The sequence below is a fragment of the Bradyrhizobium sp. USDA 336 genome, assembly GCF_044908355.1.
Taxonomy (GTDB): domain Bacteria; phylum Pseudomonadota; class Alphaproteobacteria; order Rhizobiales; family Xanthobacteraceae; genus Bradyrhizobium; species Bradyrhizobium yuanmingense.
The window spans coordinates 3,172,390-3,195,517 of the sequence record NZ_JBIYDC010000002.1 but is presented as its reverse complement, the minus strand read 5'-3'; the positions used below and the strand labels follow the sequence as shown (position 1 = coordinate 3,195,517).

General features: G+C 64.7%; 20 protein-coding genes and 1 pseudogene. 13 read left to right on the top strand and 8 right to left on the bottom strand.

From position 1 onward, the window contains the following. The first annotated feature begins 276 nt into the window (after positions 1-276). The 8 genes from ABIA45_RS15825 (at position 277) to ABIA45_RS15790 (ending at position 10,693) form a co-directional block, all read left to right on the top strand. Positions 277-1,668 carry an MFS transporter gene (locus ABIA45_RS15825; RefSeq protein ID WP_404652730.1) on the top strand — a complete coding sequence of 464 codons (1,392 nt, stop codon included), beginning with the start codon at positions 277-279 and terminating at the stop codon, positions 1,666-1,668. 129 nt (positions 1,669-1,797) lie between these two features. Further along, positions 1,798-2,226 carry a globin family protein gene (locus ABIA45_RS15820; RefSeq protein WP_404542713.1) on the top strand — a complete coding sequence of 143 codons (429 nt, stop codon included), beginning with the start codon at positions 1,798-1,800 and terminating at the stop codon, positions 2,224-2,226. 10 nt (positions 2,227-2,236) lie between these two features. Then, positions 2,237-3,454, top strand: a complete 1,218-nt coding sequence (locus tag ABIA45_RS15815) for an NAD(P)/FAD-dependent oxidoreductase (RefSeq protein ID WP_404542711.1) — start codon at positions 2,237-2,239, stop codon at positions 3,452-3,454. 1 nt (position 3,455) lies between these two features. Further along, positions 3,456-6,158: a molybdopterin-dependent oxidoreductase gene (locus ABIA45_RS15810; RefSeq protein ID WP_404652729.1), complete on the top strand. Its 2,703-nt coding sequence runs from the start codon at positions 3,456-3,458 to the stop codon at positions 6,156-6,158. A 353-nt stretch (positions 6,159-6,511) separates the two neighbouring features. Continuing rightward, complete coding sequence (locus tag ABIA45_RS15805; protein WP_404655683.1) at positions 6,512-7,408, top strand: SMP-30/gluconolactonase/LRE family protein; 897 nt, start codon at positions 6,512-6,514, stop codon at positions 7,406-7,408. 176 nt (positions 7,409-7,584) lie between these two features. Next, positions 7,585-8,424 carry an aldo/keto reductase gene (locus tag ABIA45_RS15800; protein ID WP_404652727.1) on the top strand — a complete coding sequence of 280 codons (840 nt, stop codon included), beginning with the start codon at positions 7,585-7,587 and terminating at the stop codon, positions 8,422-8,424. A 187-nt stretch (positions 8,425-8,611) separates the two neighbouring features. Continuing rightward, positions 8,612-9,553 (top strand): DMT family transporter, encoded by a 942-nt coding sequence (locus ABIA45_RS15795; RefSeq protein WP_157281040.1) that lies wholly within the window; start codon positions 8,612-8,614, stop codon positions 9,551-9,553. 60 nt (positions 9,554-9,613) lie between these two features. After that, positions 9,614-10,693, top strand: coding sequence for a zinc-binding dehydrogenase (locus ABIA45_RS15790; RefSeq protein ID WP_271545450.1), 1,080 nt, complete (start codon positions 9,614-9,616; stop codon positions 10,691-10,693). A gap of 5 nt (positions 10,694-10,698) precedes the next feature. On the opposite strand, the pseudogene ppk2 reads toward ABIA45_RS15790, so the two are convergent. Continuing rightward, positions 10,699-11,620: pseudogene (ppk2, locus tag ABIA45_RS15785) on the bottom strand (polyphosphate kinase 2). Between the two features lie 94 nt (positions 11,621-11,714). Further along, positions 11,715-12,176, bottom strand: a complete 462-nt coding sequence (locus tag ABIA45_RS15780) for an Lrp/AsnC family transcriptional regulator (RefSeq protein WP_027571162.1) — start codon at positions 12,174-12,176, stop codon at positions 11,715-11,717. Between the two features lie 131 nt (positions 12,177-12,307). On the opposite strand from ABIA45_RS15780, the gene ABIA45_RS15775 reads away from it, so the two are divergent. From ABIA45_RS15775 to bla, 3 genes are all read left to right on the top strand, one after another. Next, on the top strand, positions 12,308-14,671 hold the full coding sequence (locus ABIA45_RS15775) for a transketolase (RefSeq protein WP_404652725.1): 2,364 nt from the start codon (positions 12,308-12,310) through the stop codon (positions 14,669-14,671). Positions 14,672-14,937: 266 nt separating this feature from the next. Further along, on the top strand, positions 14,938-16,368 hold the full coding sequence (locus ABIA45_RS15770) for an aldehyde dehydrogenase family protein (protein ID WP_157281048.1): 1,431 nt from the start codon (positions 14,938-14,940) through the stop codon (positions 16,366-16,368). Between the two features lie 123 nt (positions 16,369-16,491). Beyond that, positions 16,492-17,382 carry a subclass B3 metallo-beta-lactamase gene (bla, locus tag ABIA45_RS15765; protein ID WP_338122555.1) on the top strand — a complete coding sequence of 297 codons (891 nt, stop codon included), beginning with the start codon at positions 16,492-16,494 and terminating at the stop codon, positions 17,380-17,382. Positions 17,383-17,413: 31 nt separating this feature from the next. Here the strand turns inward: bla and ABIA45_RS15760 are convergent, their stop codons facing one another. Continuing rightward, positions 17,414-18,391 (bottom strand): SMP-30/gluconolactonase/LRE family protein, encoded by a 978-nt coding sequence (locus ABIA45_RS15760; RefSeq protein ID WP_404542686.1) that lies wholly within the window; start codon positions 18,389-18,391, stop codon positions 17,414-17,416. Between the two features lie 90 nt (positions 18,392-18,481). Between ABIA45_RS15760 and ABIA45_RS15755 the strand changes: the two genes are divergently transcribed. Further along, complete coding sequence (locus ABIA45_RS15755; protein WP_271545436.1) at positions 18,482-19,306, top strand: NAD(P)-dependent oxidoreductase; 825 nt, start codon at positions 18,482-18,484, stop codon at positions 19,304-19,306. Positions 19,307-19,313: 7 nt separating this feature from the next. On the opposite strand, the gene ABIA45_RS15750 is transcribed toward ABIA45_RS15755, so the two are convergent. Genes ABIA45_RS15750 through ABIA45_RS15730 form a run of 5 tightly spaced genes read right to left on the bottom strand, consistent with a single transcriptional unit; the run spans position 19,314 to position 22,085 of the window. Beyond that, positions 19,314-19,724 carry a cupin domain-containing protein gene (locus tag ABIA45_RS15750; protein ID WP_404652722.1) on the bottom strand — a complete coding sequence of 137 codons (411 nt, stop codon included), beginning with the start codon at positions 19,722-19,724 and terminating at the stop codon, positions 19,314-19,316. Positions 19,725-19,766: 42 nt separating this feature from the next. Beyond that, a complete protein-coding gene (locus ABIA45_RS15745; protein ID WP_157281058.1) occupies positions 19,767-20,219 on the bottom strand; it encodes a carboxymuconolactone decarboxylase family protein in 453 nt (150 codons plus the stop codon). Continuing rightward, positions 20,212-20,658: a cupin domain-containing protein gene (locus ABIA45_RS15740; protein WP_271545432.1), complete on the bottom strand. Its 447-nt coding sequence runs from the start codon at positions 20,656-20,658 to the stop codon at positions 20,212-20,214. Before ABIA45_RS15740 ends, ABIA45_RS15745 begins: the two co-directional genes overlap by 8 nt. A 50-nt stretch (positions 20,659-20,708) precedes the next feature. After that, positions 20,709-21,242, bottom strand: coding sequence for a YkgB family protein (locus ABIA45_RS15735; protein ID WP_404652720.1), 534 nt, complete (start codon positions 21,240-21,242; stop codon positions 20,709-20,711). 30 nt (positions 21,243-21,272) lie between these two features. After that, positions 21,273-22,085, bottom strand: a complete 813-nt coding sequence (locus tag ABIA45_RS15730) for an SDR family oxidoreductase (protein WP_275496679.1) — start codon at positions 22,083-22,085, stop codon at positions 21,273-21,275. 105 nt (positions 22,086-22,190) lie between these two features. Here ABIA45_RS15730 and ABIA45_RS15725 point away from each other — a divergent pair, with 105 nt between their 5' ends. Next, positions 22,191-23,123: a LysR family transcriptional regulator gene (locus ABIA45_RS15725; RefSeq protein WP_036004631.1), complete on the top strand. Its 933-nt coding sequence runs from the start codon at positions 22,191-22,193 to the stop codon at positions 23,121-23,123. Positions 23,124-23,128: the final 5 nt, after the last annotated feature.

Here is a 23,128-nt window from a genome sequence, read left to right as displayed (position 1 = left end):
TCGCACAGGGATTGAGCGAAACGCAAATTTAGCGTGCGGAAAAGCCCTGCAAACAATTCGGGCAATACGAATAACATCCTGAAATCCCTGTGTTTCCTGCGTGCGCGCAACTGGCACGGAAATTGAAACGTCTTTGCGCGACGCCAACGACGACGTCCCTCAACATCATCAATCAGCATCGTGATCTCGCCACCGGGGGTGAAGCCTCGGAGCGCGCCTCCGTGACCGGAGGCAGAGCCTGCAACGACGCAGCGGTGAGCCTGGAAGGGATACGCAATGACGAAGAATCCGACCCTGAACTCCAGCTGGATTTCAGACTGGCGCCCCGAGGATGAGGCGTTCTGGAACACGACCGGCAAGTCGATCGCGCGGCGCAATCTGATCTGGTCGATCGTCGCCGAACATATCGGCTTCTCCGTCTGGCTGATCTGGAGCATCGTCACCACCAAGCTGCCGCAGGCCGGCTTCCACTACACCACCGACCAGCTGTTCCAGCTCGTCGCCGTGCCGGGCCTGATCGGCGCCTTCATGCGCTTTCCCTACACCTTCGCGGTGACGACGTTCGGCGGCCGCAACTGGACCATCTTCAGCGCGGCGATCCTGTTCATCCCGACCTTGTCGCTTGCCTATTTCGTCAGCCAGCCCGACACGCCGTTCTGGCTCATGCTGCTGGTCGCCTCGACCGCAGGTCTCGGCGGCGGCAATTTCGCCTCCAGCATGACCAACATCTCCTTCTTCTTTCCCGACCGGATGAAGGGATGGGCGCTGGGCCTCAACGCGGCCGGCGGCAATATCGGTGTCTCCAGCGTGCAGCTCCTGACCCCGATCCTGATGACGCTCGCCGTCTTCAACCTGTATCAGGCGACGCCTGTTGACGGCATCTTCCTGCAGAATGCCGGCCTGATGTGGGTGCTGCCGATCGCAATCGCGGTGTTCGGCGCGGTGTTCTTCATGAACAACCTCACCACGGCGAAATCGTCGGTGAAGAACCAGCTCGCGATCGTCAAGCGCAAGCACACCTGGATCATGGCTTATCTCTATATCGGCACGTTCGGGTCCTTCATCGGCTATTCGGCGGCGTTTCCGCTGCTGCTCAAGACGCAGTTCCCCACCGTGACAATCTCGATCGCCTTCCTCGGCCCGCTGGTCGGCTCGCTGTCGCGTCCGCTCGGCGGCTGGCTCGCAGACCGGGTCGGCGGCTCCATCATCACGTTCTGGAATTTCATCGTGATGGCGGGCGCCACGGTCGGCGCGCTCTATTTCGTCGGACACAAGGATTTCATCGGCTTCCTGTCGATGTTCCTGATTCTGTTCGTGACGACGGGCATCGGCAACGGCTCGACCTACCGCATGATCCCCTCGATCTTCCGCGAGGAGAACCTTTTCAAGGTGCGCGGCAAGGGCGATGCGGCACGCAGCGCTGCCCTGAAGACCGCGAGCATCGAGAGCGGCGCGGCCGTCGGCTTCATCGGCGCAGTCGGTGCCGTCGGCGGCTATCTGATCCCGAGCGGCTTCGGCAAGTCGATCGCCATGACCGGCGGGCCGCAGCTCGCGCTCGTGGTCTATCTCGGCTTCTACGCCTCCTGCCTCGCTCTGACCTGGTGGTTCTACCTGCGTCGCAGCCCGCAGGGTGAGGGCGCGCCAAGCCTCGCCGAGGCGCGTGTGTGAGCACGACAAATTGGCACGAATGTCGCTTCTCCCCGTACGCGGGGAGAAATCTCTCTGATGACGTTTGACCCATGAACTTTGTCCGCAATGGCGCGGACGAAGGCAGACCGAAACAGACAGGAGAACATCATGACGCCCGAGCAGATCACCCTCGTTCAGCAGAGCTTCGCCAAGGTCGCCCCGATTTCGGAAGCCGCTGCGGTGCTGTTCTACGACCGCTTGTTCGAGGTGGCGCCGTCCGTGCGGGGGATGTTTCCCGAGGACATGACCGAGCAGCGCAAGAAGCTGATGGGCATGCTCGCCGCCGTGATCAGCGGCCTGTCGAATCTGGAGTCGATTCTTCCCGCGGCCTCCGCGCTCGCCAAGCGTCACGTCGACTATGGCGCCAAGGCCGAGCACTACCCCGTGGTCGGCGCGAGCTTGCTTTGGACCCTCGAGAAGGGCCTTGGCGAAGCCTGGACGCCCGAACTCGCCGCAGCGTGGACCGACGCCTATGGCGTGCTGTCCGGCTACATGATTTCCGAGGCCTACGGCGCGCAAGCGCAGGCCGCCGAATAGGAGATGCGTTGTGAGTGAACCGCTGGTCATCGTCGGCAACGGTATGGCGGCCGCGCGTCTGGTCGACGAGCTCGCCAAGACCGCGCTCGGCCGCTACGCGGTCGCCGTGATCGGCGAAGAGCCGCGGCTCGCTTACAATCGCGTGCTCCTCTCCTCCGTGCTGGCGGGCGAGACCGGCTCGCACGAGATCGAGCTGCGGCCGGCCGGTTGGTGGCGAGACCGCGGCGTCACGGTGCGCTACGGCTATCGCGTCAGCGAGATCGATGTCGGCCGCCGTGAGCTCAAGATCGCGGGCGAGGAGAGCATGGAATATTCCAAGCTCGTGCTCGCCACGGGATCGACGCCGCTGCGGCTCAACGTGCCGGGCGCCGATCTTGCCGGCGTGCACACGTTTCGCGACACCCGCGACGTCGACCTGCTGCTGACGCTGGCCGCGGCCAGGAAGCGCGTCGTCGTGGTCGGCGGCGGCCTGCTCGGGTTAGAGGCGGCCTACGGTCTCGCCAAGGCCGGCGCACCGGTGACGCTGCTGCATCTGATGGACCGGCTGATGGAGCGTCAGCTCGACGCGCCCGCGGCCGACCTGCTCAAGACGCTGGTCGAGCGCAAGGGTATCCGCATCCTGCTCAATGCCGCGACGGCCCGCATCCACGGCGACGGCCACGTCCAGGCGGTCGAGCTCGCCGATGGCAGTCGCATCGCGGCCGATGCGGTGATCTTCGCCGCGGGCATCAAGCCGAACGTCGCGCTGGCGAAAGAGGCGGGGATCGCGGTCAACCGCGGCGTCGTCGTCAACGACGTGATGCAGACCTCCGCGTCCGACATCTTTGCGCTCGGCGAATGCGCCGAGCATCGCGGCACCTGCTATGGCCTGGTCGAGCCCGCCTACGAGCAGGCGCGCGTGCTGGCGCGGCATCTGGCCGGCCGGCCCGCCGCCTATCAGGGCAGCGTGGTCTCGACCAATCTGAAGGTCTCCGGCGTCAGCGTGTTCTCCGCCGGCGACTTCATGGGCGGGGAGGGCAGCGAGAGCCTCGTGCTGTCGGATCGCAGGCGCGGCACTTATAAGAAGCTCGTCATCGCCGACGGTCGGCTCACCGGCGCGGTGCTGATCGGCGATACGATCGATGCGCTCTGGTATCTCGAGCTGATCCGCAATCGCGACAAGGTCGCTTCGATCCGCACCGACATGATGTTCGGCCGCGCGCTGGCGCAGCCTTCGAAAGCGGCGTGATATGACGGCGATCGATCCAAATCTCCGCACCACCAAGACCACCTGTCCCTATTGCGGCGTCGGCTGCGGCGTCCTGGCGACGCCCGACGGCAAGGGCGGCGCGGCGATCGCGGGCGACCCCGATCATCCCGCCAATTTCGGCCGGCTGTGCTCAAAGGGCTCCGCGCTCGGCGAGACCGTCGGCCTGGAAGGGCGGCTGCTCTATCCGATGATCCGCTGCAAGGGCGTGCTGGAGCGGGTCGCCTGGAGCGATGCGCTGGACCACGTCGCCCACCGCATGCAGCACATCGTGGCGCGCGATGGGGCCAACGCGGTCGCGTTCTATCTCTCCGGCCAGCTCCTCACCGAAGACTATTACGTCGCCAACAAGCTGATGAAGGGGTTTGTCGGCACCGCCAATGTCGACACCAATTCCCGCCTCTGCATGTCGTCCTCGGTTGCGGGCCATCGCCGCGCTTTCGGCGCCGACACGGTGCCTGGCTGCTATGAGGATCTCGACCAGGCCGATCTGCTCGTCTTCGTCGGCTCGAACGCGGCTTGGTGCCATCCGGTGCTGTTCCAGCGCATGCTGAAGAACAGGCAGGAGCGCGGCGCCCGCATGATCGTGATCGATCCGCGCCGCACCGATACCGCCAGCGATGTCGACCTGTTCCTCGGCCTCAAGCCCGGCACCGACACCGCGCTGTTCTCCGGCCTGTTCGTGCATCTCGCCGACAATGGCGTGCTGGACCAGGATTACATCGCGCAGAACACGTCGGGCTTCGATGATGCGCTGGCGCGCGCGCGCAACATCGCCGGCAGCGTCACTGCGACCGCGCTCGCCACGGGCCTCTCCGAGCAGGACGTCGCCGCCTTCTTCAGGATGTTCCGTGACACCGAGAAGGTCGTCACGCTCTATTCGCAAGGGGTCAACCAGTCGGCGCAAGGCACCGACAAGGTCAACGCCATCCTAAACTGCCATCTCGCCACGGGGCGGATCGGCAAGCCGGGCGCCTCGCCGTTCTCGCTGACCGGCCAGCCCAACGCGATGGGCGGCCGCGAGGTCGGCGGCCTCGCCAACATGCTCGCCGCCCATATGGGCTTCACGCCGCCCGACATCGACCGCGTCAGGCGGTTCTGGAAGGCGCCGCGCATCGCCACCCATGAGGGGCTGAAAGCGGTGCAGCTGTTCGAGGCGATCAACCGCGGCGAGGTCAAGGCGCTCTGGGTGATGGGCACCAACCCCGCGGTGTCGCTGCCCGATGCCGACATGGTGCGCGACGCTCTGAAGAAGCTCGAGCTGTTCGTGGTGTCCGAGAACGTGCTCTCCAACGACACCGTCGCGGCCGGCCCGCACGTGCTGCTGCCGGCGCTGGCCTGGGGCGAGAAGTCGGGCACGGTGACCAATTCGGAGCGGCGCATCTCGCGCCAGCGCGCGTTCCTGCCGGCGCCGGGGGAAGCGCGTCCTGACTGGTGGATCCTGAGCGAGACTGCAAAACGTCTCGGCTTCGGCGACAGCTTCAATTACAAATCGGCCGCCGATATCTTCCGTGAGCATGCCGCGCTCTCGGCGTTCGAGAACAATGGCAGCCGCGATTTCGACATCGGCGCGCTGACCTCGCTGTCGGACGAAGCCTTCGATGGTTTGAAGCCGGTGCAATGGCCGGTGCGCGAGGGCGGGACGCCCGGCGAGCGCTTCTTCGCGCAAGGCGGCTTCTTCACCAATGACGGCAAGGGCCGCTTCATAGCACCGGAGGTGCCGGCGCTGCGCGGCGAGACCGGTCCGTCGCGCCCCTTAAGGCTCAACACCGGGCGCATCCGCGACCAGTGGCACACCATGACGCGCACCGGCCTGAGCCAGCGCCTGGGCGCGCATCTGCCCGAGCCTTTCGTCGAGATCCATCCCGACGACGCCGGCAAATACGGCATCGCCCATGACGGCTATGCCCGTATCACCACCGATTACGGCCAGTGCATCCTCAAGGTCGTCGTCAGTGAGCGGCAGCAGCGCGGCACGCTGTTCGTGCCGATCCACTGGAGCGCGACGAACGCCTCGCACGGCCGCATCGGCGCGCTTGTGCAGTCCTTCACCGATCCATTCTCGGGGCAGCCGGAAGCCAAGGCGACGCCGGCCGCGATCGCGCCTTACGAATTCGTCTTCCGCGGCTTTGCATTGTCGCGCAAGCCGCTCGATCTGCCGCAGAACCTGTTGTGGACGCGCGTGACCGTCAGCGGCGGCTTCGGCTATCTGTTCGCCGACAATGCCGATCTCGCCCGCTGGCCCGCCTGGCTCGAGAGCGTCGCCGGAGAGGACGTTGCCGAATATCGCGATTTCGGCGGCGGGGTTTTTCGCGCGGCTTCGTTTGTTGGGGATCGAATCGAGACCTGCCTGTTCGTCGGCCCCGCGCACGATGCCGGCGACTGGGAGGTGGTGAAGAGCCTGTTCGCGGCCGATCAGGTCACGGATGAGCAGCGCCGCATGCTGCTGTCGGGCAGGTCCAGCGAAGGCGCGGCCTCGACCGGCCCGATCGTCTGCGCCTGCTTCGGCGTCGGCCGCGGTACCATCTGCGACAGCATCGCTGGCGGCGCGCGCACGGCCGCCGACATCGGCGCCAAGCTCAAGGCCGGCACCAATTGCGGCTCCTGCATCCCCGAGCTGAAACGCCTGATCGCCACGACGGAAGTGCCTGCACAGCAGGCGAAGGTCGCAAGCGCGGCGGGGTAGGGCTGGCTCTCTCAACCGTCATTGCGAGCGAAGCAATCCAGAGTCTTTCAGCAGAGGGATTCTGGATTGCGTCGCTGCGCTCGCAATGACGGTGTTGATGCAGGTGCGCACCAAATCGATCATCTCGTGCCCCGGACGCAGCGCAGCGCATAGCGATGCGCTGCAGAGCCGGGGCCCATGTTGCACCGAGTTGCGTGGCTTCCTGGGTCCCGGCTCTGCGCAGCAGCGTTTCACGCTGCAGCGCGTCCGGGACACGAGAGCGGCGTGGACGCGGCCATGCCCTCGCCCCAATCGACGCGCCCTCGATTGTGCCCTATGCTGCCGCGCTCCTTTCAACATCCACAACAACCATGATGTACCTGGAAACGCCGCCGCGCCTGATCGAGACCAGGCTGTTCACCGCCATGCCCGACAAGTTTCGCCGCAAGGGCGTGCGAACCGATTGGGCCGATGCCAACCGGCCGAACATGCCAACCGAGAGCTTCATCGAGGGGCCGTCATTCGACAAGGACGGCAATCTCTACATCGTCGACATTCCGTTCGGCCGCATCTTCCGGATTGCGCCCGACGGCGAATGGTCGCTCGTGGTCGAATATGAGGGCTGGCCGAACGGGCTGAAGATCGCATCCGACGGACGCATCCTGGTCGCCGACTACAGGCATGGCATCATGGAGCTCGATGCCGAAGCCGGCCGCGTCAAGCCGGTCGTGACCGGGCGCAATTCGGAATCGTTCCGCGGCTGCAACGATCTGCATCTTGCCTCCAACGGCGATATCTATTTCACCGATCAGGGCCAGACCGGCCTGCACGATCCAAGTGGCCGGGTCTATCGGCTGGGTTCGAACGGCCGGCTCGATTGCCTGCTCGACACCGGCATCAGTCCGAACGGCCTGGTGCTCGACCCAGCCGAAACCGTGCTGTTCGTCGCGATGACGCGCGACAACGCGGTGTGGCGGCTGCCGTTCATGAAGGACGGCAGCGTGTCCAAGGTCGGCCGCTTCTGCTCGCTGTTCGGCACCAGCGGCCCTGACGGCTTGACCATGGATGCCAAGGGCCGCCTGTTCGTCGGCCACCCCTCGCTCGGCCACGTCTTCGTGTTCGCGCCGAACGGGGAACTGATCGCGCGCATCAAATCGTGCGCGGGGCCGAACTGCACCAATGTCGCGATCGGTGGCGAGAACAAGGATCGGCTCTATATCACGGAGTCCGCGACCGGCAGCGTGCTGGTGGCGGATATCGGGGGATTGTAGCGCTGACTCTTCGCCTCTCCCCGCTTGCGGGGAGAGGCCGACGCGCAAAGCGCGGCGGGTGAGGGGGGCCTCCGCGAGTCCAACTGTCAGCGAATCTGCGGAAGCAGCCCCTCACCCCGACCCTCTCCCCGTAAGAACGGGGAGAGGGAGAAATAACAGCGGAGATCGGAGCGACCATGAACACAAAACCCTTCGGTAAGACCGGCGCAAACGTCTCTGTCATCGGGCAGGGCACCTGGTATCTCGACCACGGCGACCGCAAGCGCGCGATTGCGGCGCTGCAGCGCGGACTCGATCTCGGCATGACCCACATCGACACCGCCGAGATGTACGGCGATGCCGAGCTCGTCATTGCGGATGCGATCGCAGGCCGGCGCGACGAGGTGTTCCTCGTTTCGAAAGTGCTGCCCAGCAACGCCTCGCGCCGCGGCACCATCACCGCCTGCGAGCGCTCGCTGAAGCGACTGAAGACCGACCGGCTCGACTGTTATCTGTTGCACTGGCGCGGCTCCTATCCGCTGGAGGACACCGTTGCTGCGTTCGAGGAGCTGGTGCAATCAGGCAAGATCAAATCCTGGGGCGTCTCCAATTTCGATGCCGACGATCTCGACGAGATTCTCGAAGTCTCCGGCGAGGGCCGGATCGCCTGCAATCAGGTGCTCTATCATCTGAAGGAGCGCGCGATCGAGCATGCGGTGGTCCCGTGGTGCGAACGGCACAATGTTGCCGTCGTCGCCTACTCGCCGTTCGGCCACGACGATTTCCCCGCAAGCAGCAGCAAGGGCGGTGCCGTGCTGGCGCGCATCGCGGAAGCGCATCGTGCGACGCCGCGTCAGGTCGCGCTGAGCTTCCTCACCCGTGCGACTACGGTGTTCGCGATTCCGAAGGCCTCGTCTGCGGAACATGCCGGCGAGAATGCGGCGGCAGGCGATATCGTGCTGACGAAAGACGAGGTTGCCGCGCTCGATGCGGTGTTTCCGCGCGGGCCGAAGCCGCTCGGACTGCCCATGCTGTAGTGCACAACGGGCAAGATTAACGGAGCATTGACGCGCGCGGCGGCTCGCGCATATCGGCATCCTGTTTTCGGAAGTTGTGAACGCGGAGCATTTGTCGTTTTTTACGGCTGTTCTCGATTCGCATTTTGCCCGGGTTCCAGCCGTGACACCGCCGCCCGCCGTAGCCGCAAGGCTCGACAGTATACCCATGCCTGTGCCGGAGAAGAAGCAGCAGGCTCGCCGCGCGCCTGCGCGCGTCGATCATCCCTTCAAGGGCATCGCGCTGATCCTGCTCTCGACGGTGTTTCTCGGCTGCTCCGACGTCACCGCGAAATATCTATCGACCAGCCTGCCCTCGATCGAGATCACCTGGATCCGCTTCCTCACCTTCACGCTGCTGTTCACGCCCGTGATGCTGCCCGCCTCGCCGTTCTATGCGATGCGGACCAAGCGTCCCGGCCTGCACGTGATGCGCGGGGCGGCCCTGCTCGGCTCCTCGCTGTTCTTCATCACGGGCCTCGGCTTCCTGCCGATCGCGGAAGCGTCCGCCACCGGTTTCGTCGCGCCGCTATTCGTCACGGCGCTCTCGATCGTGTTCCTCGGCGAGAAGGTCGGCATGCGCCGCTGGCTCGCCACCGCGCTCGGCCTCATCGGCGTGCTGATCATCCTGCGCCCGGGCACCAGTGCGTTTCACCCCGCCGCCTTCTTTCCGTTGGTCTCGGCGGCGTGCTGGGCCGGCACGCTGATCCTGACGCGCATGATGAGCGGACGCGAAGCCGTCGTCACCACCATGGCCTATTCCTCGCTCACCGGCCTTGTCATCCTCACCGCGATCGTGCCGTTTGTCTGGGTGACGCCGTCCTGGACCGCAATCGCGCTCGGCATCTTCATCGGCGTCGCTTCGACCGCGGGCCAGTGGATCGTCGTGCTCGCCTATCGCTACGGCGATGCCTCGGTGCTGGCGCCGTTCTCCTACTCCCAATTGTTGTGGGTCAGCATTCTCGGCTTCTTCATCTTCGGCGAGATCCCGAGCATCTGGACCGTCGTCGGTGCAGCCTTCATCGTCGCCAGCGGTCTCTACATCGCCCATCGCGAGCGCGTCCGCCGCGCTCAGCTGCTGGTGCTGGAAGAGCGTTCGCCGAACGCCTGACGCAAGTTCGCAGCTTTCGCGTCGTGCTATCAACGGCTCCAACGATCAGGGAGGAGCCGGATGCGCGCCGCGATTTTCAGGAACGGTGAAATTGTCGTAGGCCGGATGGCCGAACCGACGCCGGGCCCAGGTCAGGTTCTGGTCAAGACGCTCGCCTGCGGCATCTGCGGCTCCGATCTGCACGCGCGCCAGCACGCCCATCGCATGGTGGAGATGGCGCGGAAGACCGGGCGCAAGCCGATGGACCTCAGCCGCGACGTCGTGTTCGGCCACGAATTCTGCTGTGAGATCGTCGACTACGGCCCCGGCACATCGCGCAAGCTGAAGCCGGGAACCCAGGTCTGCTCGCTCCCAGCGCTGGTGACGCCGCAGGGCATCGAAGGGATCGGCTATTCCAACGATAATATCGGCGGCTATGCCGAGGCGATGCTGCTGAGCGAAGCGCTGCTGCTCGAAGTACCCAACGGCCTCGCGCCGGAGCATGCCGCGCTGACCGAGCCGCTCGCCGTCGGCGTTCATGCCGTCGCCAAAGCCAATATCCGTGGCGGCGAGGTGCCGCTCGTGATCGGCTGCGGCCCGGTCGGACTTGCGGTGATCGCCGCGCTGAAGCTCAAACGGCTGCATCCGATCGTCGCGGCCGACTATTCGCCGGCGCGGCGTGCGCTCGCCGCAAAACTCGGTGCCGACATCGTCGTCGATCCCCGAGAGTCGCAGCCTTACGCGACTTGGGCCGAGCACGCGCAGATGTCGGAGGCCGAGAAGGCGGCGCGGCCGCCGTTCCAGGCCATGCTGCCCGCGCTGAAGCCCGCCATCATCTTCGAGTGCGTCGGCGTGCCCGGCCTGTTGCAGCAGGTATTCGAGGGTGCCCCGCGCGATGCGCGTATCGTCGTGGTCGGCGTCTGCATGGAGAGCGACAGAAGCGAGCCCATGCTCGGCATCATGAAGGAGCTCAACGTCCAATACGTGCTCGGCTACACCCCGGAGGAGTTTGCTGCGTCGCTGCGCCTGATCGCCGAAGGGCAGGTGGACGCGGCCGCGATGGTCACCGCCGAAGTCGGCCTCGACGGCGTCGCCAAGGCCTTCGCCGATCTCGCCAACCCCGAAGCCCACACCAAGATCATCGTGCAGCCGTGGCGGTAGGAGTGTCAATATTTCGCCGGCACGTACATCTCCGGCGGGACCGGGCCTCGCTGATAGTCGGGATGTCGCACGCGCGGCGGCAGCGTCACCGGAGCCCGCACGACCTCCTGGTACGGTATCTGAGTCAATAGATGTGCGATGCAGTTGAGCCGGGCGCGCTTCTTGTCCACGGCATCGACGATCCACCACGGGCTATCCGGCAGATGCGTGTGCTCCAGCATCGTCTCCTTGGCCTTGGTGTACGCCTCCCAGCGACTGCGGGACTCGACGTCCATCGGGCTCAGCTTCCACTGCTTGAGCGGATCCTTGATCCGCATGGTGAAGCGGAACTGCTGCTCGTCGTCGGTGATCGAGAACCAGTATTTGACCAGGATGATGCCGGAGCGGATCAGCATGCGCTCGAACTCCGGCACGGTCTTGAAGAACTCCTGATATTCGTTCTCCGAGCAGAAGCCCATGACGCGCTCGACGCCGGCGCGGTTGTACCAGCTGCGGTCGAACAGCACGATCTCGCCGCCGGCCGGCAGGTGCGCGACGTAGCGCTGGAAATACCATTGCGTGCGCTCGCGCTCGTTCGGCGCGGGGAGCGCCGCGACGCGGCAGATACGCGGATTGAGCCGTTGCGTGATGCGCTTGATCACGCCGCCCTTGCCGGCGGCGTCGCGGCCCTCGAACAGCACCACGACCTTCTTCCTCTCGCTCTGCACCCAGTCCTGGAGCTTGATCAACTCGCCCTGGAGGCGAAGCAGTTCCCGGAAATAGAGCCTGCGATCGACCGTCGGTTTCAGGGTTCCGGGTCTCGTCGAGGAGCTCGTCGAGACGGGCATCATCCAGCTCCATCTCAAGTTCCTCGTCGAGATCATCGGCCATTTCCTGGATGATGCGCGCGCGCTTGGAGATCTCGGATTTGCGATCGGCTGCGGTCATGGGTCCTTCTCTCCGCTAGGATGCCAGTTACCAACGACCATCGGCGGGCTTTGTTGCGCCCAATGTGACAACCCGCCAATCCCCCTGAGCCAGGTCACACCGGCAGCGCGATCGAATATTTTACCTGGCTCAGCGCAAAGCTGGACTCGATTGAGGCAATGCCGTCGAGGCGGGTCAGCTTGGTCTTGAGGAACGTCTCGTAGGAGGCGAGGTCGGCGGCGACGACACGCAAGAGATAGTCGCGGTTGCCGGTCATCAGATAGCACTCCAGCACCTCGTCCCATTTCGAGATGGCGCGGGCGAAGCGGTTGAGATCCTCCTCCTTCTGCCGTGCCAGCTTGATCGAAATGAAGACGCTGACGTGCAGTCCCAGCGCCTTCTGGTCGACGGTCGCGACATAGCGCGAGATGACGCCGCGCTCCTCCAGGAGCTTGACGCGCCGATGGCAGGGCGAGACCGAGAGCCCGACCTTGTCGGCGAGCTCCTGCATGGTTAGGCGGCTGTCGTTCTGAAGGTGGCTGAGGATCTTGCGGTCGATGGCATCGAGCTCGGGCATTGGGATGAAACCTGCAATCTATCCGCTACGTTGGTAAAGTATCCCAATATCGGCGGGTATGGCGCGAAAAATTGAGAAGTTTGATGCCGCGCGCAGGCGTATGATCGGTGCATATTTTCCGGAGCATCGCCATGCCCGTTGACCCCGCCCGTCTCGACATCCTGACCGCCCTCAGCCGCAAGGCGCTGTGGCTGTCGTCCTGGACCATCCACCACGCCAACCACATCCGCTCCAATGCGGATGGCCTCAAGGTCGGCGGCCACCAGGCCTCGTCCGCCTCGCTCGCCACCATCATGTCGGCGCTGTACTTCCACGTGCTGCGCCCTGAGGACCGCGTCGCGGTGAAGCCGCATGCGAGCCCGGTGTTCCACGCCATCCAGTATCTGTTCGGCCGGCAGAGCCGCGAGAAGCTGGAGAATTTTCGCGGCTTCAAGGGCGCACAGTCCTATCCCTCGCGCACCAAGGACGTCGATGACGTCGATTTCTCCACCGGCTCGGTCGGCCTCGGCGTCGCGCAGACGCTGTTCTCCTCGCTGGTGCAGGACTACGTCAAGGCGCACGGCTGGATGAAGGACCGCCGCGAGGGGCGGATGATCGCCCTCGTCGGCGATGCCGAGATGGACGAAGGCAACATCTTCGAAGCGCTCGCGGAGGGCTGGAAGCACGGCCTGCGCAACACCTGGTGGGTGGTCGACTACAACAGGCAGTCGCTCGATGCCGTCGTGCGCGAAGGTCTCTGGGAAAAGTTCGAGACCATGTTCCGCAATTTCGGCTGGGACGTCGTCATCGTGAAATACGGCCGACTGATGCGCGAGGCCTTCGCCGAGCCCGGCGGCGAGGCGCTGAAGCGCTGGATCGACAATTGCCCGAACGCGCTCTATGCGGCGCTGTGCTTCCAGGGCGGCGCAGCCTTCCGCAAGCACCTCCATGATGAGATCGGCGACCAGGGCCCGATCACAAGACTGATCGACAAGCGCAGCGACGAGGAGCTCTTGGCGCTGATGTCGAATCTCGGCGGCCACGACATGGCGAGCATGCTGGAGGCGTTCGACGCGATCGATCACGACCGCCCGGTCTGCTTCATCGCCTACACCATCAAGGGCGTCGGCCTGCCGTTCCAGGGCCACAAGGACAACCACGCCGGTCTGATGACTGTTGCGCAGATGGAGAAGTATCGCGAGAGCCAGAACATCCGGCCCGGCCAAGAATGGGACAAGTTCGAAGGTCTGCCGCAGGATGCAGCCGAGCTCGAGGCCTTCCTCGCGCGGGTGCCGTTCAATCAGGATGGTCGCCGGCTCACGGCGCCCGTCATCGAGGTGCCGCAGCAGCTCGCGTTCAAGCCGTCGCCGCAGATGTCGACCCAGCAGGGCTTTGGCCTCGTGCTGAACGAGATCGCGCGCAGCGACAGCGAGCTCGCCAGGCGCATCGTCACGACCTCGCCGGACGTCACCGTCTCCACCAATCTCGGCCCCTGGGTCAATCGCCGCGGCCTGTTCGCGCGGGCCGAGAAGGCGGACTTATTCCGCAGCGAGAAAATTCCTTCGACCTACAATTGGGACGCTTCGCCAAAGGGCCAGCATCTGGAGCTCGGCATCGCCGAGATGAACCTGTTCATCATGCTCTCGGCGCTCGGCCTGTCGCACCAGATCAACGGCGAGCGGCTCTTGCCGGTCGGCACGCTCTACGATCCCTTCATCGAGCGCGGCCTCGATGCGCTGAACTACGCCTGCTACCAGGACGCCCGCTTCATGGTGGCGGCGACGCCGTCGGGTATCACGCTCGCGCCCGAAGGCGGCGCGCATCAGTCGATCGCAACGCCCTTGATCGGCATGGCGCAAGACGGCCTCGCCTCGTTCGAGCCGGCCTTCGTCGACGAGCTCGCCGTGATCATGGCTTTCGGCTTCGAGCACATGCAGCGCGATCCAGGCGAGGGCGGCTCGGTCTATTTGCGGCTCTCGACGCGCTCAATCGAGCAGGCGCAGCGGATCATGACACCGGAGCTGCGACAGGGCATCACCGACGGCGCCTATTGGCTGCGCAAGCCGGGGCCGAATGCCGAGGTCGTGATCGCCTATACCGGCGCGGTCGCGCCTGAGGCGATCGAGGCGACCGGCTTCATCGGCGAGAGCCGCCGCGACGTCGGGCTGCTCGCGATCACCTCGGCCGATCGTCTCCATGCGGGGTGGACCGCCGCGCGGAAATTGCGGCGCGACCGCCGCGGCGTGCAGCATCTCAGCCACATCGAAAAGCTCCTGGCGCCGCTGCCGCGCGACTGCGGCATCGTGACCGTGATCGACGGCCATCCGTCTGCGCTCGGTTGGCTCGGCAGCGTCCGCGGCCACCGTGCCGAGGCGCTCGGCGTCGAGCAGTTCGGCCAGACCGGCAGCATCGCGGACCTTTATCGGCACTACGGCATCGATGCGAACGCGATCATCGATGCGGCCGAAAGCCTCACCACCGGCGCGCCGGTGCTGCACCGGAAGATGGCGGTGTAGTGGAGGTAACTCCCTCGTCATTCCGGGGCGACGCGCAGCGTCGAGCCCGGAATCCATAACCACGATCGGGAGTATGGATTCCGGGCTCGCGCTCCGCGCGCCCCGGAATGACGGCTGAGAGTGCCTTGCCACGTTCCCGCCACCGGCTCATATAACCTCCGTCCGCCGCAACGCTGGCCCCGCATATGGCGGGTTCAATTGCCGGCGCTTTCGTGCAAGGATGCCTGCCGAAACGCCCCCTCCAAGCCCCCAAGAAGAGGTTAACGATGGTCAATCGCATGCAATTCTACATCGACGGCGCCTGGGTCGATCCCGCCGTCAAGAAGTCCACCGCCGTGATCAATCCGGCGACGGAAGAGGCGATGTACGAGGTTGCGCTCGGCTCCAAGGCCGATGTCGACAAGGCGGTCGCCGCCGCCAAGCGCGCTTTCGAGACCTTCTCCCAGACCAGCCGCGAGGAGCGCGTCGCGCTGCTCGGCAAGATCATCGAGATCTACAAGGGCCGCCTCAAGGAGATCGGCGCCGCCGTCTCCGACGAGATGGGCGCGCCGCTGCCGATGGCGGAGAAGCTGCAGGCCGGCGCCGGCCTCGGCCATCTCATGACCACGCTCGACGTGCTCAAGAACTACCATTTCGAGGAGCCGGTCGGCACCGCCATGGTGCTGCGCGAGCCGATCGGCGTGGTCGGCATGATCACGCCCTGGAACTGGCCGCTGAACCAGATCGCCTGCAAGGTCGCGCCCGCGCTCGCCGCCGGCTGCACCATGATCCTGAAGCCCAGCGAGTTCACGCCGACCTCTGCGCTGATCTTCGCGGAGATCCTGCATGAAGCTGGCGTGCCCAAGGGCGTGTTCAACCTCGTCAACGGCCTCGGCCCCGAGGTCGGCGCCGCCATGAGCGAGCACCCCGACATCGACATGATCTCATTCACCGGCTCGACCCGCGCCGGCATCGACGTTGCGAAGCGCGCAGCGCCGACCGTCAAGCGCGTCAGCCAGGAGCTTGGCGGCAAGTCGCCGAACGTCATCCTCGAAGGCGCCGACCTCACGAAGGCGGTGACCGGCGGCGTGATGCACATGTTCAACAATTCCGGTCAGTCCTGCAACGCGCCCTCGCGCATGATCGTGCCGCTGTCGAAGATGAAGGAAGTCGCCGCGATCGCGAAGGCCGTCGCCGACAAGACCAAGGCCGGTGATCCCCGCGCCGAAGGCACCACCATCGGCCCGGTGGTCAATCGCGGTCAGTGGGACAAGATCCAGGGGCTGATCAAGAAGGGCATCGACGAGGGCGCAACGCTCGTCGCCGGCGGCCCGGGCCTGCCCGAAGGCGTCAACAAGGGCTTCTATGTCCGCCCGACCATCTTCGCCGACGTCACCCCTGACATGACGATCGCGCGCGAGGAGATCTTCGGGCCGGTGCTGACCATCATCGGCGCCAAGGACGAAGCCGACGCGGTCAAGATCGCCAACGATACGCCGTATGGCCTCGCCGGTTACGTCACCGGCCCGACGGTCGAGGACGCCAAGCGCGTCGGCCGCCAGATCCGCGCCGGCAATGTCAACCTGCAGGGCGTACCCAACGACCGCACCGCGCCGTTCGGCGGCTACAAGCAGTCCGGTAACGGCCGCGAGTGGGGCAAGTTCGGCCTCGAGGACTTCCTCGAAGTGAAGGCGGTCGCCGGCTTCAACGCGGCGTAGTTCATACGGCGCTTGCGCCGCGAGGGGATGCCGGCTTCCAGGGAAGCCGGCATCTTTGCTGTGAGACCAGCCGCTTCACGGCGACAACAGCCCGTCAAATCAATAAAAGCAAAGGGACGGAACGTGAGAAAACTGATCATCGCATTCGTTGCGCTGCTGACGCTGTCAGGCGCTGCGCAGGCCCAGACGGTGAAGGATCTGCTCAACACGCTCAGGGCGAAATGGAACGAACCGACCGAGCCGTTCAAGATCGTCGACAACGTCTACTATGTCGGCACTAACGGCCTCGCGTCCTACCTGATCACGTCGCCACAGGGGCATATTCTGGTCGATACCGTGATGCCGGAATCGACGTCGCAGATCAGGACGAGCATCGAGAAGCTCGGCTTCAAGATCAGCGACATCAAATATCTCCTCAACACCCACGCCCATATCGACCACACCGGCGGCTTCGCCGAGTTGAAGCAGGCGAGCGGCGCGCAGATGGTCGCGGGCGAGGCCGACAAGCCGTTGCTCGAAGGCGGCTATTATCCGGGTGCGCAGGAGGAGAAGGCGCTCGACTTTCCGCCGGTGAAAGTCGACCGCACGGTGCGTGAGGGCGACACCGTCGCGGTCGGCAGCGTCACGCTAACGGCGCGCGAGACGCCCGGCCATTCGCCGGGCTGCACCAGCTGGGCCTTCTCGGTGAAGGATGGCGATGCAACACGCTCGGTGTTGATCTTCTGCAGCGGCACCGTCGCGCTGAACCGGCTTGTCGGCAGCCCGACCTATGCCGGCATCGTCGACGACTATCGCAAGACCTTTGCGCGTGCCAAGGACATGAAGGTCGACATCCTGCTGGCTCCCCATCCCGAGATGTACAAGATGGCCGAGAAGCGCGCCAAGCTCGCCGGCGGCGGGCCCAGTCCGTTTGTCGACCCGGGCGAGTTCAAGGTCTATGCGGCATCGCTGGAAAAGGCGTTCGAAGAGGCGCTCGTCAAGCAGACCGCGGCGGCACAGGAGAAGAAGGGGTAGAGACGGTCGGTGGTTGGGCGCGCTGTGGAGCCTATCCCCCTACCGCACCCTGCGTGTTCACATACAGCGCGTAGATCGACTGGCTCGCGGCCATGAACAGGCGGTTGCGCTTGACGCCGCCGAAGCAGACATTGGCGCAGCGCTCGGGCAGGGCGATGCGGCCGATCATGACGCCGTCGGGTGCGAACACCACCACGCCGTCGAGCTCGGGATCGCCCATGCCCCAGCCGCACCAGAGATTGCCGTCGATGTCGCAGCGCATGCCGTCGGGCGTGCCCGGGCCGGCATCGATATGGACGCGCTTGTTCGAGATCGTGGTGCCCTCGGGCGAAACGTCATAGGCGAGGATTTTTCGGTTCGGCACGCCCCGCGATTCCACGACATACAGAATTTTCTCGTCCGGCGAGAAGCACAACCCGTTCGGTCCGAGCACGCCTTCGGCGACGATGGTCGCCTTGCCGGTCTCGGGATCGAGTCGATAGACGTTGGGCTCGATCTCGGGCTCGGCCTTGTAGCCCTCGTAATTGCCGAGCAGGCCGAAGGTCGGATCGGTGAACCAGATCGAGCCGTCCGATTTAACAACGACATCGTTCGGCGAGTTCAACCGCTTGCCGTTGAATTGATCCATCAGCACGGTGATGCTGCCGTCATACTCGGTGCGCACCACGCGCCGGCCGCCGTGCTCGCAGGTGATCAGCCGGCCCTGCCGGTCACGCGTGTTGCCGTTGGCGAAATTTGAGGGCTTGCGGAACACGCTGACCGCACCGGTCTCTTCCTCCCATTTGAGGATGCGCTGGTTCGGGATGTCGCTGCACAGGAGATAACGCCCATCGCCGAACCACACCGGCCCCTCGGCCCAGCGCAGGCCGGTCGCCAGCCGCTCCACCGCCGAAAGCTTCAGCCAGTATTTTTCGAAGCGAGGATCGAGTGCCCTAATCGCGGGATCGGGGTAATAGGTCGCCGGCTGCCAGCCTGGCCGTTCCTCCGTGTGGGACGATGCCTCATTCATGCCGGTTCTCTCGTTTCGTTCCCTCTGGACAATCCTGCTATCATTAGAGACACGTGATCGCAAATTCGGTCACCAACGGCGAGGGACGACATGCCGCGTATTCTGATGACGGGAGCTTCGGGCGGGATCGGCACCAGCCTGCGGAAGCTGTTGCCGCCGATCTACTCGGATCTCCTACTGTCCGATATCAAGCCGCCGGCTGATCTCGGCTCCGATGAAAAATTCAAGGCCGCAGACCTCGCCGATCTCGCGCAATGCGAGGCGATCTGCGAGGGCGTCGACGGCATCCTGCATTTCGGCGGCTATTCGGTCGAAGGCACCTGGGATCAGATCCTCCAGGCCAACATCATCGGCGGTTACAATCTGTTCGAGGCGGCCTACCGCAAGGGCGTCAAGCGCGTGGTGTTCGCCTCGTCGAACCACGCCGTCGGCTTCTATCCGCGCCATCACAAGATCGGCACCGACGTCACCCCGCGCCCCGACGGCCGCTATGGCGTCAGCAAGGTGTTCGGCGAGGCCGTCGGCGCGCTCTACGCCGACAAGCATGGGATGAAGGTGACGTGCCTGCGCATCGGCAATTTCGGCGACATGCCGCTCGACAAGCGCCGGCTCTCGATCTGGCTCAAGCCCGATGACCTCGTGCAGCTCTGCCGCATCGGGCTCGAGCATCCCGACATCCATTTCGAGATCTTCTACGGCGCCTCCTTCAACGAGCGCGCCTGGTGGGACAACCACCGCGCCTACGAATTCGGCTATCGCCCGACGGGCCGCGCCGAAGATTTCCGCGAGCACGCCATGGCCGAGCAGGCCAAGCTGAAGCCGGATCCGGTTGGCGATTATTTCCAGGGCGGCACGTTCTGCAGCATGGAGTTCGATGCTGATCCGAGCCGGATCATCGACTGGAATAAGCGGTAGTGATCGTTCACCGGCCGAGCGTCAACAGCGGCTTGCCCGTCTCGACGATGTAGGTCGCAAGCTCCGCGGCGTTGCCGCTGCCGACATTCTTCACTGCATGATGCACTCCGTGAGGAATGAGCAGCACGTCGCCGGCCTTCAGGATCAGCGGCGGCCTGCCGTCGAGCCGATATTCCAGCTCGCCTTCGATCAGATAGACGAGCTCTTCGCCCGGGTGACTGTGCCTGGCGGCAACGACGCCCGGAGGAAAGTCGACGCGAACCTGGACGACCTCGCGCCCGGGCGCGCTCAGTGCTTCCTTCATGAGATGTGTGCGCTTGATGTCTCCCAGTCGTGGCTCTTCGGATCGTGCCGAGAGCGAAGCTAGGCTGGTTGCGACGATCAGCGCCGCCGCAACCACGATCCAACGTTTAGTCATGTGAATGTCCTTTCGAGTTATGCAGGATGTTGTGGGGGAGCATCAGCCGGCGGCAGCCGCCGGGGTTGCGCGAAAGCTGATGGCCATGCGGTTGTAGGCGTTCATCAGGCTGATCGCGATCGTGAGGTCGACGAGCTCGCGCTCCTCGAACACGACCCTTGCGGCCTGGTATGCCTCGTCCGGCACGCCCGTCTCGGCAACCCGCGTCACCGTCTCTGCCCAGGCCAGCGCAGCCCGTTCGCGTTCGTCGAAGAGATTGCCGGCCTCGCGCCATGCCTGCAGCAGCGCGATCTTCTCGACCTTCTCTCCCTTCTTGAGCAGGTCGCGGGTGTGCATGTCCAGGCAGTAGGCGCAATTGTTGATCTGGGAGATCCGCAGATAGACCAGCTCGATCAGCGTGGCAGAAAGCCGGCTTTGCAGGACGTAGCCGTAGACGCCGCCGAGCGCCTTGATGCCGGCCGGCGCGATCTGGTTGTAGTCGAGACGCTTACTCATGTTTCTCTCCTTGATGGTGTTTCTGCTGGACGGCAGTGGTCAGTTCCTTCTCGCCGCTGTCGACGACGAATACTGCGAGCAGGCTTGCGGGCTCGGACCGGCTCGCATTGCGGCTGACAGGATGCTTGGAGCCCGGCGGCTCGTAAAAGCTCTCGCCGGCGCGATAGACCCGCCTAGGTCCATCGTTCACCTGTGACTCGATTGCGCCTGACAGCACGTAACCAAAGATGAAGGCCGACTTTGCGTGGATGTGCGAAGGCGATCTTCCGCCGGGTTCATAGTTCACAACCAGGGCCACAAGTGACTTGCCCGGGATGTTGGGGATCGATTGCTCGAAATGGGGCGTGACCGTTTCGCCGATGCCGTGGGCGGCGCTGGGCGCCGCACTCGCAATGGAAATGGCAACGCAAGCCGCAGCGAGAATGGATGGCACTTTCATGGAGGGTCTCCTGTCTAGAGTTCGTGTCTGTTGTGCTGTGGTGCCTTTGTTCACCTGCGGATGGCGGCCTTCAGCGAGTCCGTGAACACCCAGAAGGAAGCGGCGAGCAGGCCGACGTCCTTCAGCAGGAACTGTCCCGGAGCGACCGTGATCGCGGGGGCCCCGAGCTCCGGCACGACGACGCCGGGCGTCGAGATCATGAAGCTCAGCGTGGTGACGAACAGCCCGGCCGACAACAGGCCGCCGGCCGCGGAGTAGATCGGGCTGGACAGGCGGAGCGCGATCAGAACCCCGATGCTGAGTTCGACGAAACCGAGAAAGGTCGAGAAGCCGCGGACCGAGAACAGCGTGTAGAACCATCGCAGCAGCGGGCTGTTCTCGACCAGGGGCACCAGCCCCTGTGCTTCGTAATCGGTGAATTTCATGCCGCCGAACCAGGCGTAGATGATTGCGAGCGACGCGTAGAGACCGATTCGGCTGATCGGTTCGGCGTAAGCGAGCAGGCGTTCAGACTGTTCGCGCCAACTGATCGTGCGGCGCAGGGCGATGGTTGAAGTGGACGCATGGCTGATGATGCGTGACATGGTGATCTCCGTTTGATGCCGGTCGTTCGCTCACGCACTCACGTGCGTGTGCAGGTTGTAGCGAGGGGCGGGAATGGTGCTCGAGAGCTTGTTCGTCATGGCAAGCCGCGCGCTCTCGTGGCGATCCCACTCCGACTTGTCGGCCAGCGCCGGGATCGTCACGACTTCGCCGAGGTCGAGACCGGCGAGGGCGGCGTCGACCAGGTCGTCGGCCGACATGACGATCTCTGCCGGCAGCTGGTGAACCGGCGTGCCCGCGATGTCCCAAAACTCCGTCGCAGTGGCGCCCGGCAGCACGGCCTGAATGCGGATGCCCTTCCCGGCGAGCTCGTGAACGAGTGACTGGGTGAATGCGAGCACGAAAGCTTTCGAGCCGCCGTAGACGCCGTTGAGCAGCTCCGGCGCGATCGCGACGATGGAAGCGATGTTGATGATCGTGCCGTGGCCGCGGGCGATGAATCCGGGCACCGCTGCGTAAGTCAGGCGCGTCAGTGCACCGACGTTGAGACGGATCATGTCCTCCATCTTGTCGATGTCGGAATCGATCAGCGGGGCCGAGGCGCCGACGCCGGCGTTGTTGACCAGCACCGAAATGTCGCCGTTGGTTCTGATGAGTTGCTCGACGCGGCGGAGGTCGGCAGGGGATGTGAGATCGGCTTCCACCGTTTCCACCTTGCGGCCAGTTTCGTTGCCGAGCCTGCGCGCGAGCGATGCGAGCCGCTGCCTGTTGCGCGCAACGAGGATGAGGTCGTGGCCGCGCTTCGCCAGGCGATCGGCGTAGATCGCGCCGATTCCGGTCGAAGCTCCGGTGATGAGGGCAGTGCCTTTTCTGGTCTGGGTCATTTTCGTCTCTCCTTCGGTTTGGGTGCGGAGAGGAATAGGCACTTCCGGAAATGGTGGGTATCTGGCAAAATCGGGATCTTTCCTTCCAGAATATGGAAGTGTCCCATGGATCGTCTCGAAAGCATGTCGGTGGTCTTGGCGGTGGCGGAGGCGGGCAGCCTGTCTGCTGCCGCGCGCCGTCAGAAAATGCCGTTGGCAACGGTGAGCCGGAAGGTTTCGGAGCTCGAGGAGCACCTCCAGACCAAGCTGTTTCATCGCTCGAGCCGCGCGCTCGTCCCAACGGACGCCGGTCGCTCTTACATCGCCGCGGCCAAGCGAATTCTCGCCGATCTCACCGAAGCCGAGCGCGTTGCCTCCGGCGAATACACCACGCCGCGTGGCGATCTCAGCATCACGACGCTGGTCGCGCTCGGTCGGCTATGCTTGCAGCCGATCCTTGCCGAGTTCCTTGCGGCATTTCCGGAAGTGGATGTTCAGCTCATCTTGCAGGACCGGACGCTCAACCTTCTGGACGAGAACATTGACGTCGCGCTTCGTGTCGGCGATCTCGCCGACAGCGGCCTGATCGCCGTGCGCGTGGGGGAAATTCACCGCGTCGCCTGCGCCAGCCCGTCCTATCTGAAGCTGCGGGGAACGCCGAAGGCTCCCGATGATGTCTCCGCCCACGACTGCATCAGCTATCCTCCGCTTCAATCGCCGGGCACGTGGAGATTCAAACGAGGGCAGACCGAGTATGCAGTGCCGGTTCGGTCGCGCTTCATTGCGAGCAATCTGGAATCGGCCATCGATGCCGCGCGCGCAGGCATCGGGATCACCGTCGTGTTCTCCTATCTGGCGTCGGATGCGCTGAGGTCTGGAGAGCTCGTTGCGCTCCTGCAGGACTTTCAACCGCCGCCGCAGCCGGTCAGCTTCGTCTACTCGCCCAACCGCTTCATGCCGGCGAAGCTGCGCGCGTTTCTCGACTTCGCAGGGCCGCGCCTGAGGGCGCGCTTGGCCGACAGTCCCGGAAACGTTGCGCCGCGGAGGCCGCGGGCGTAGCTGCG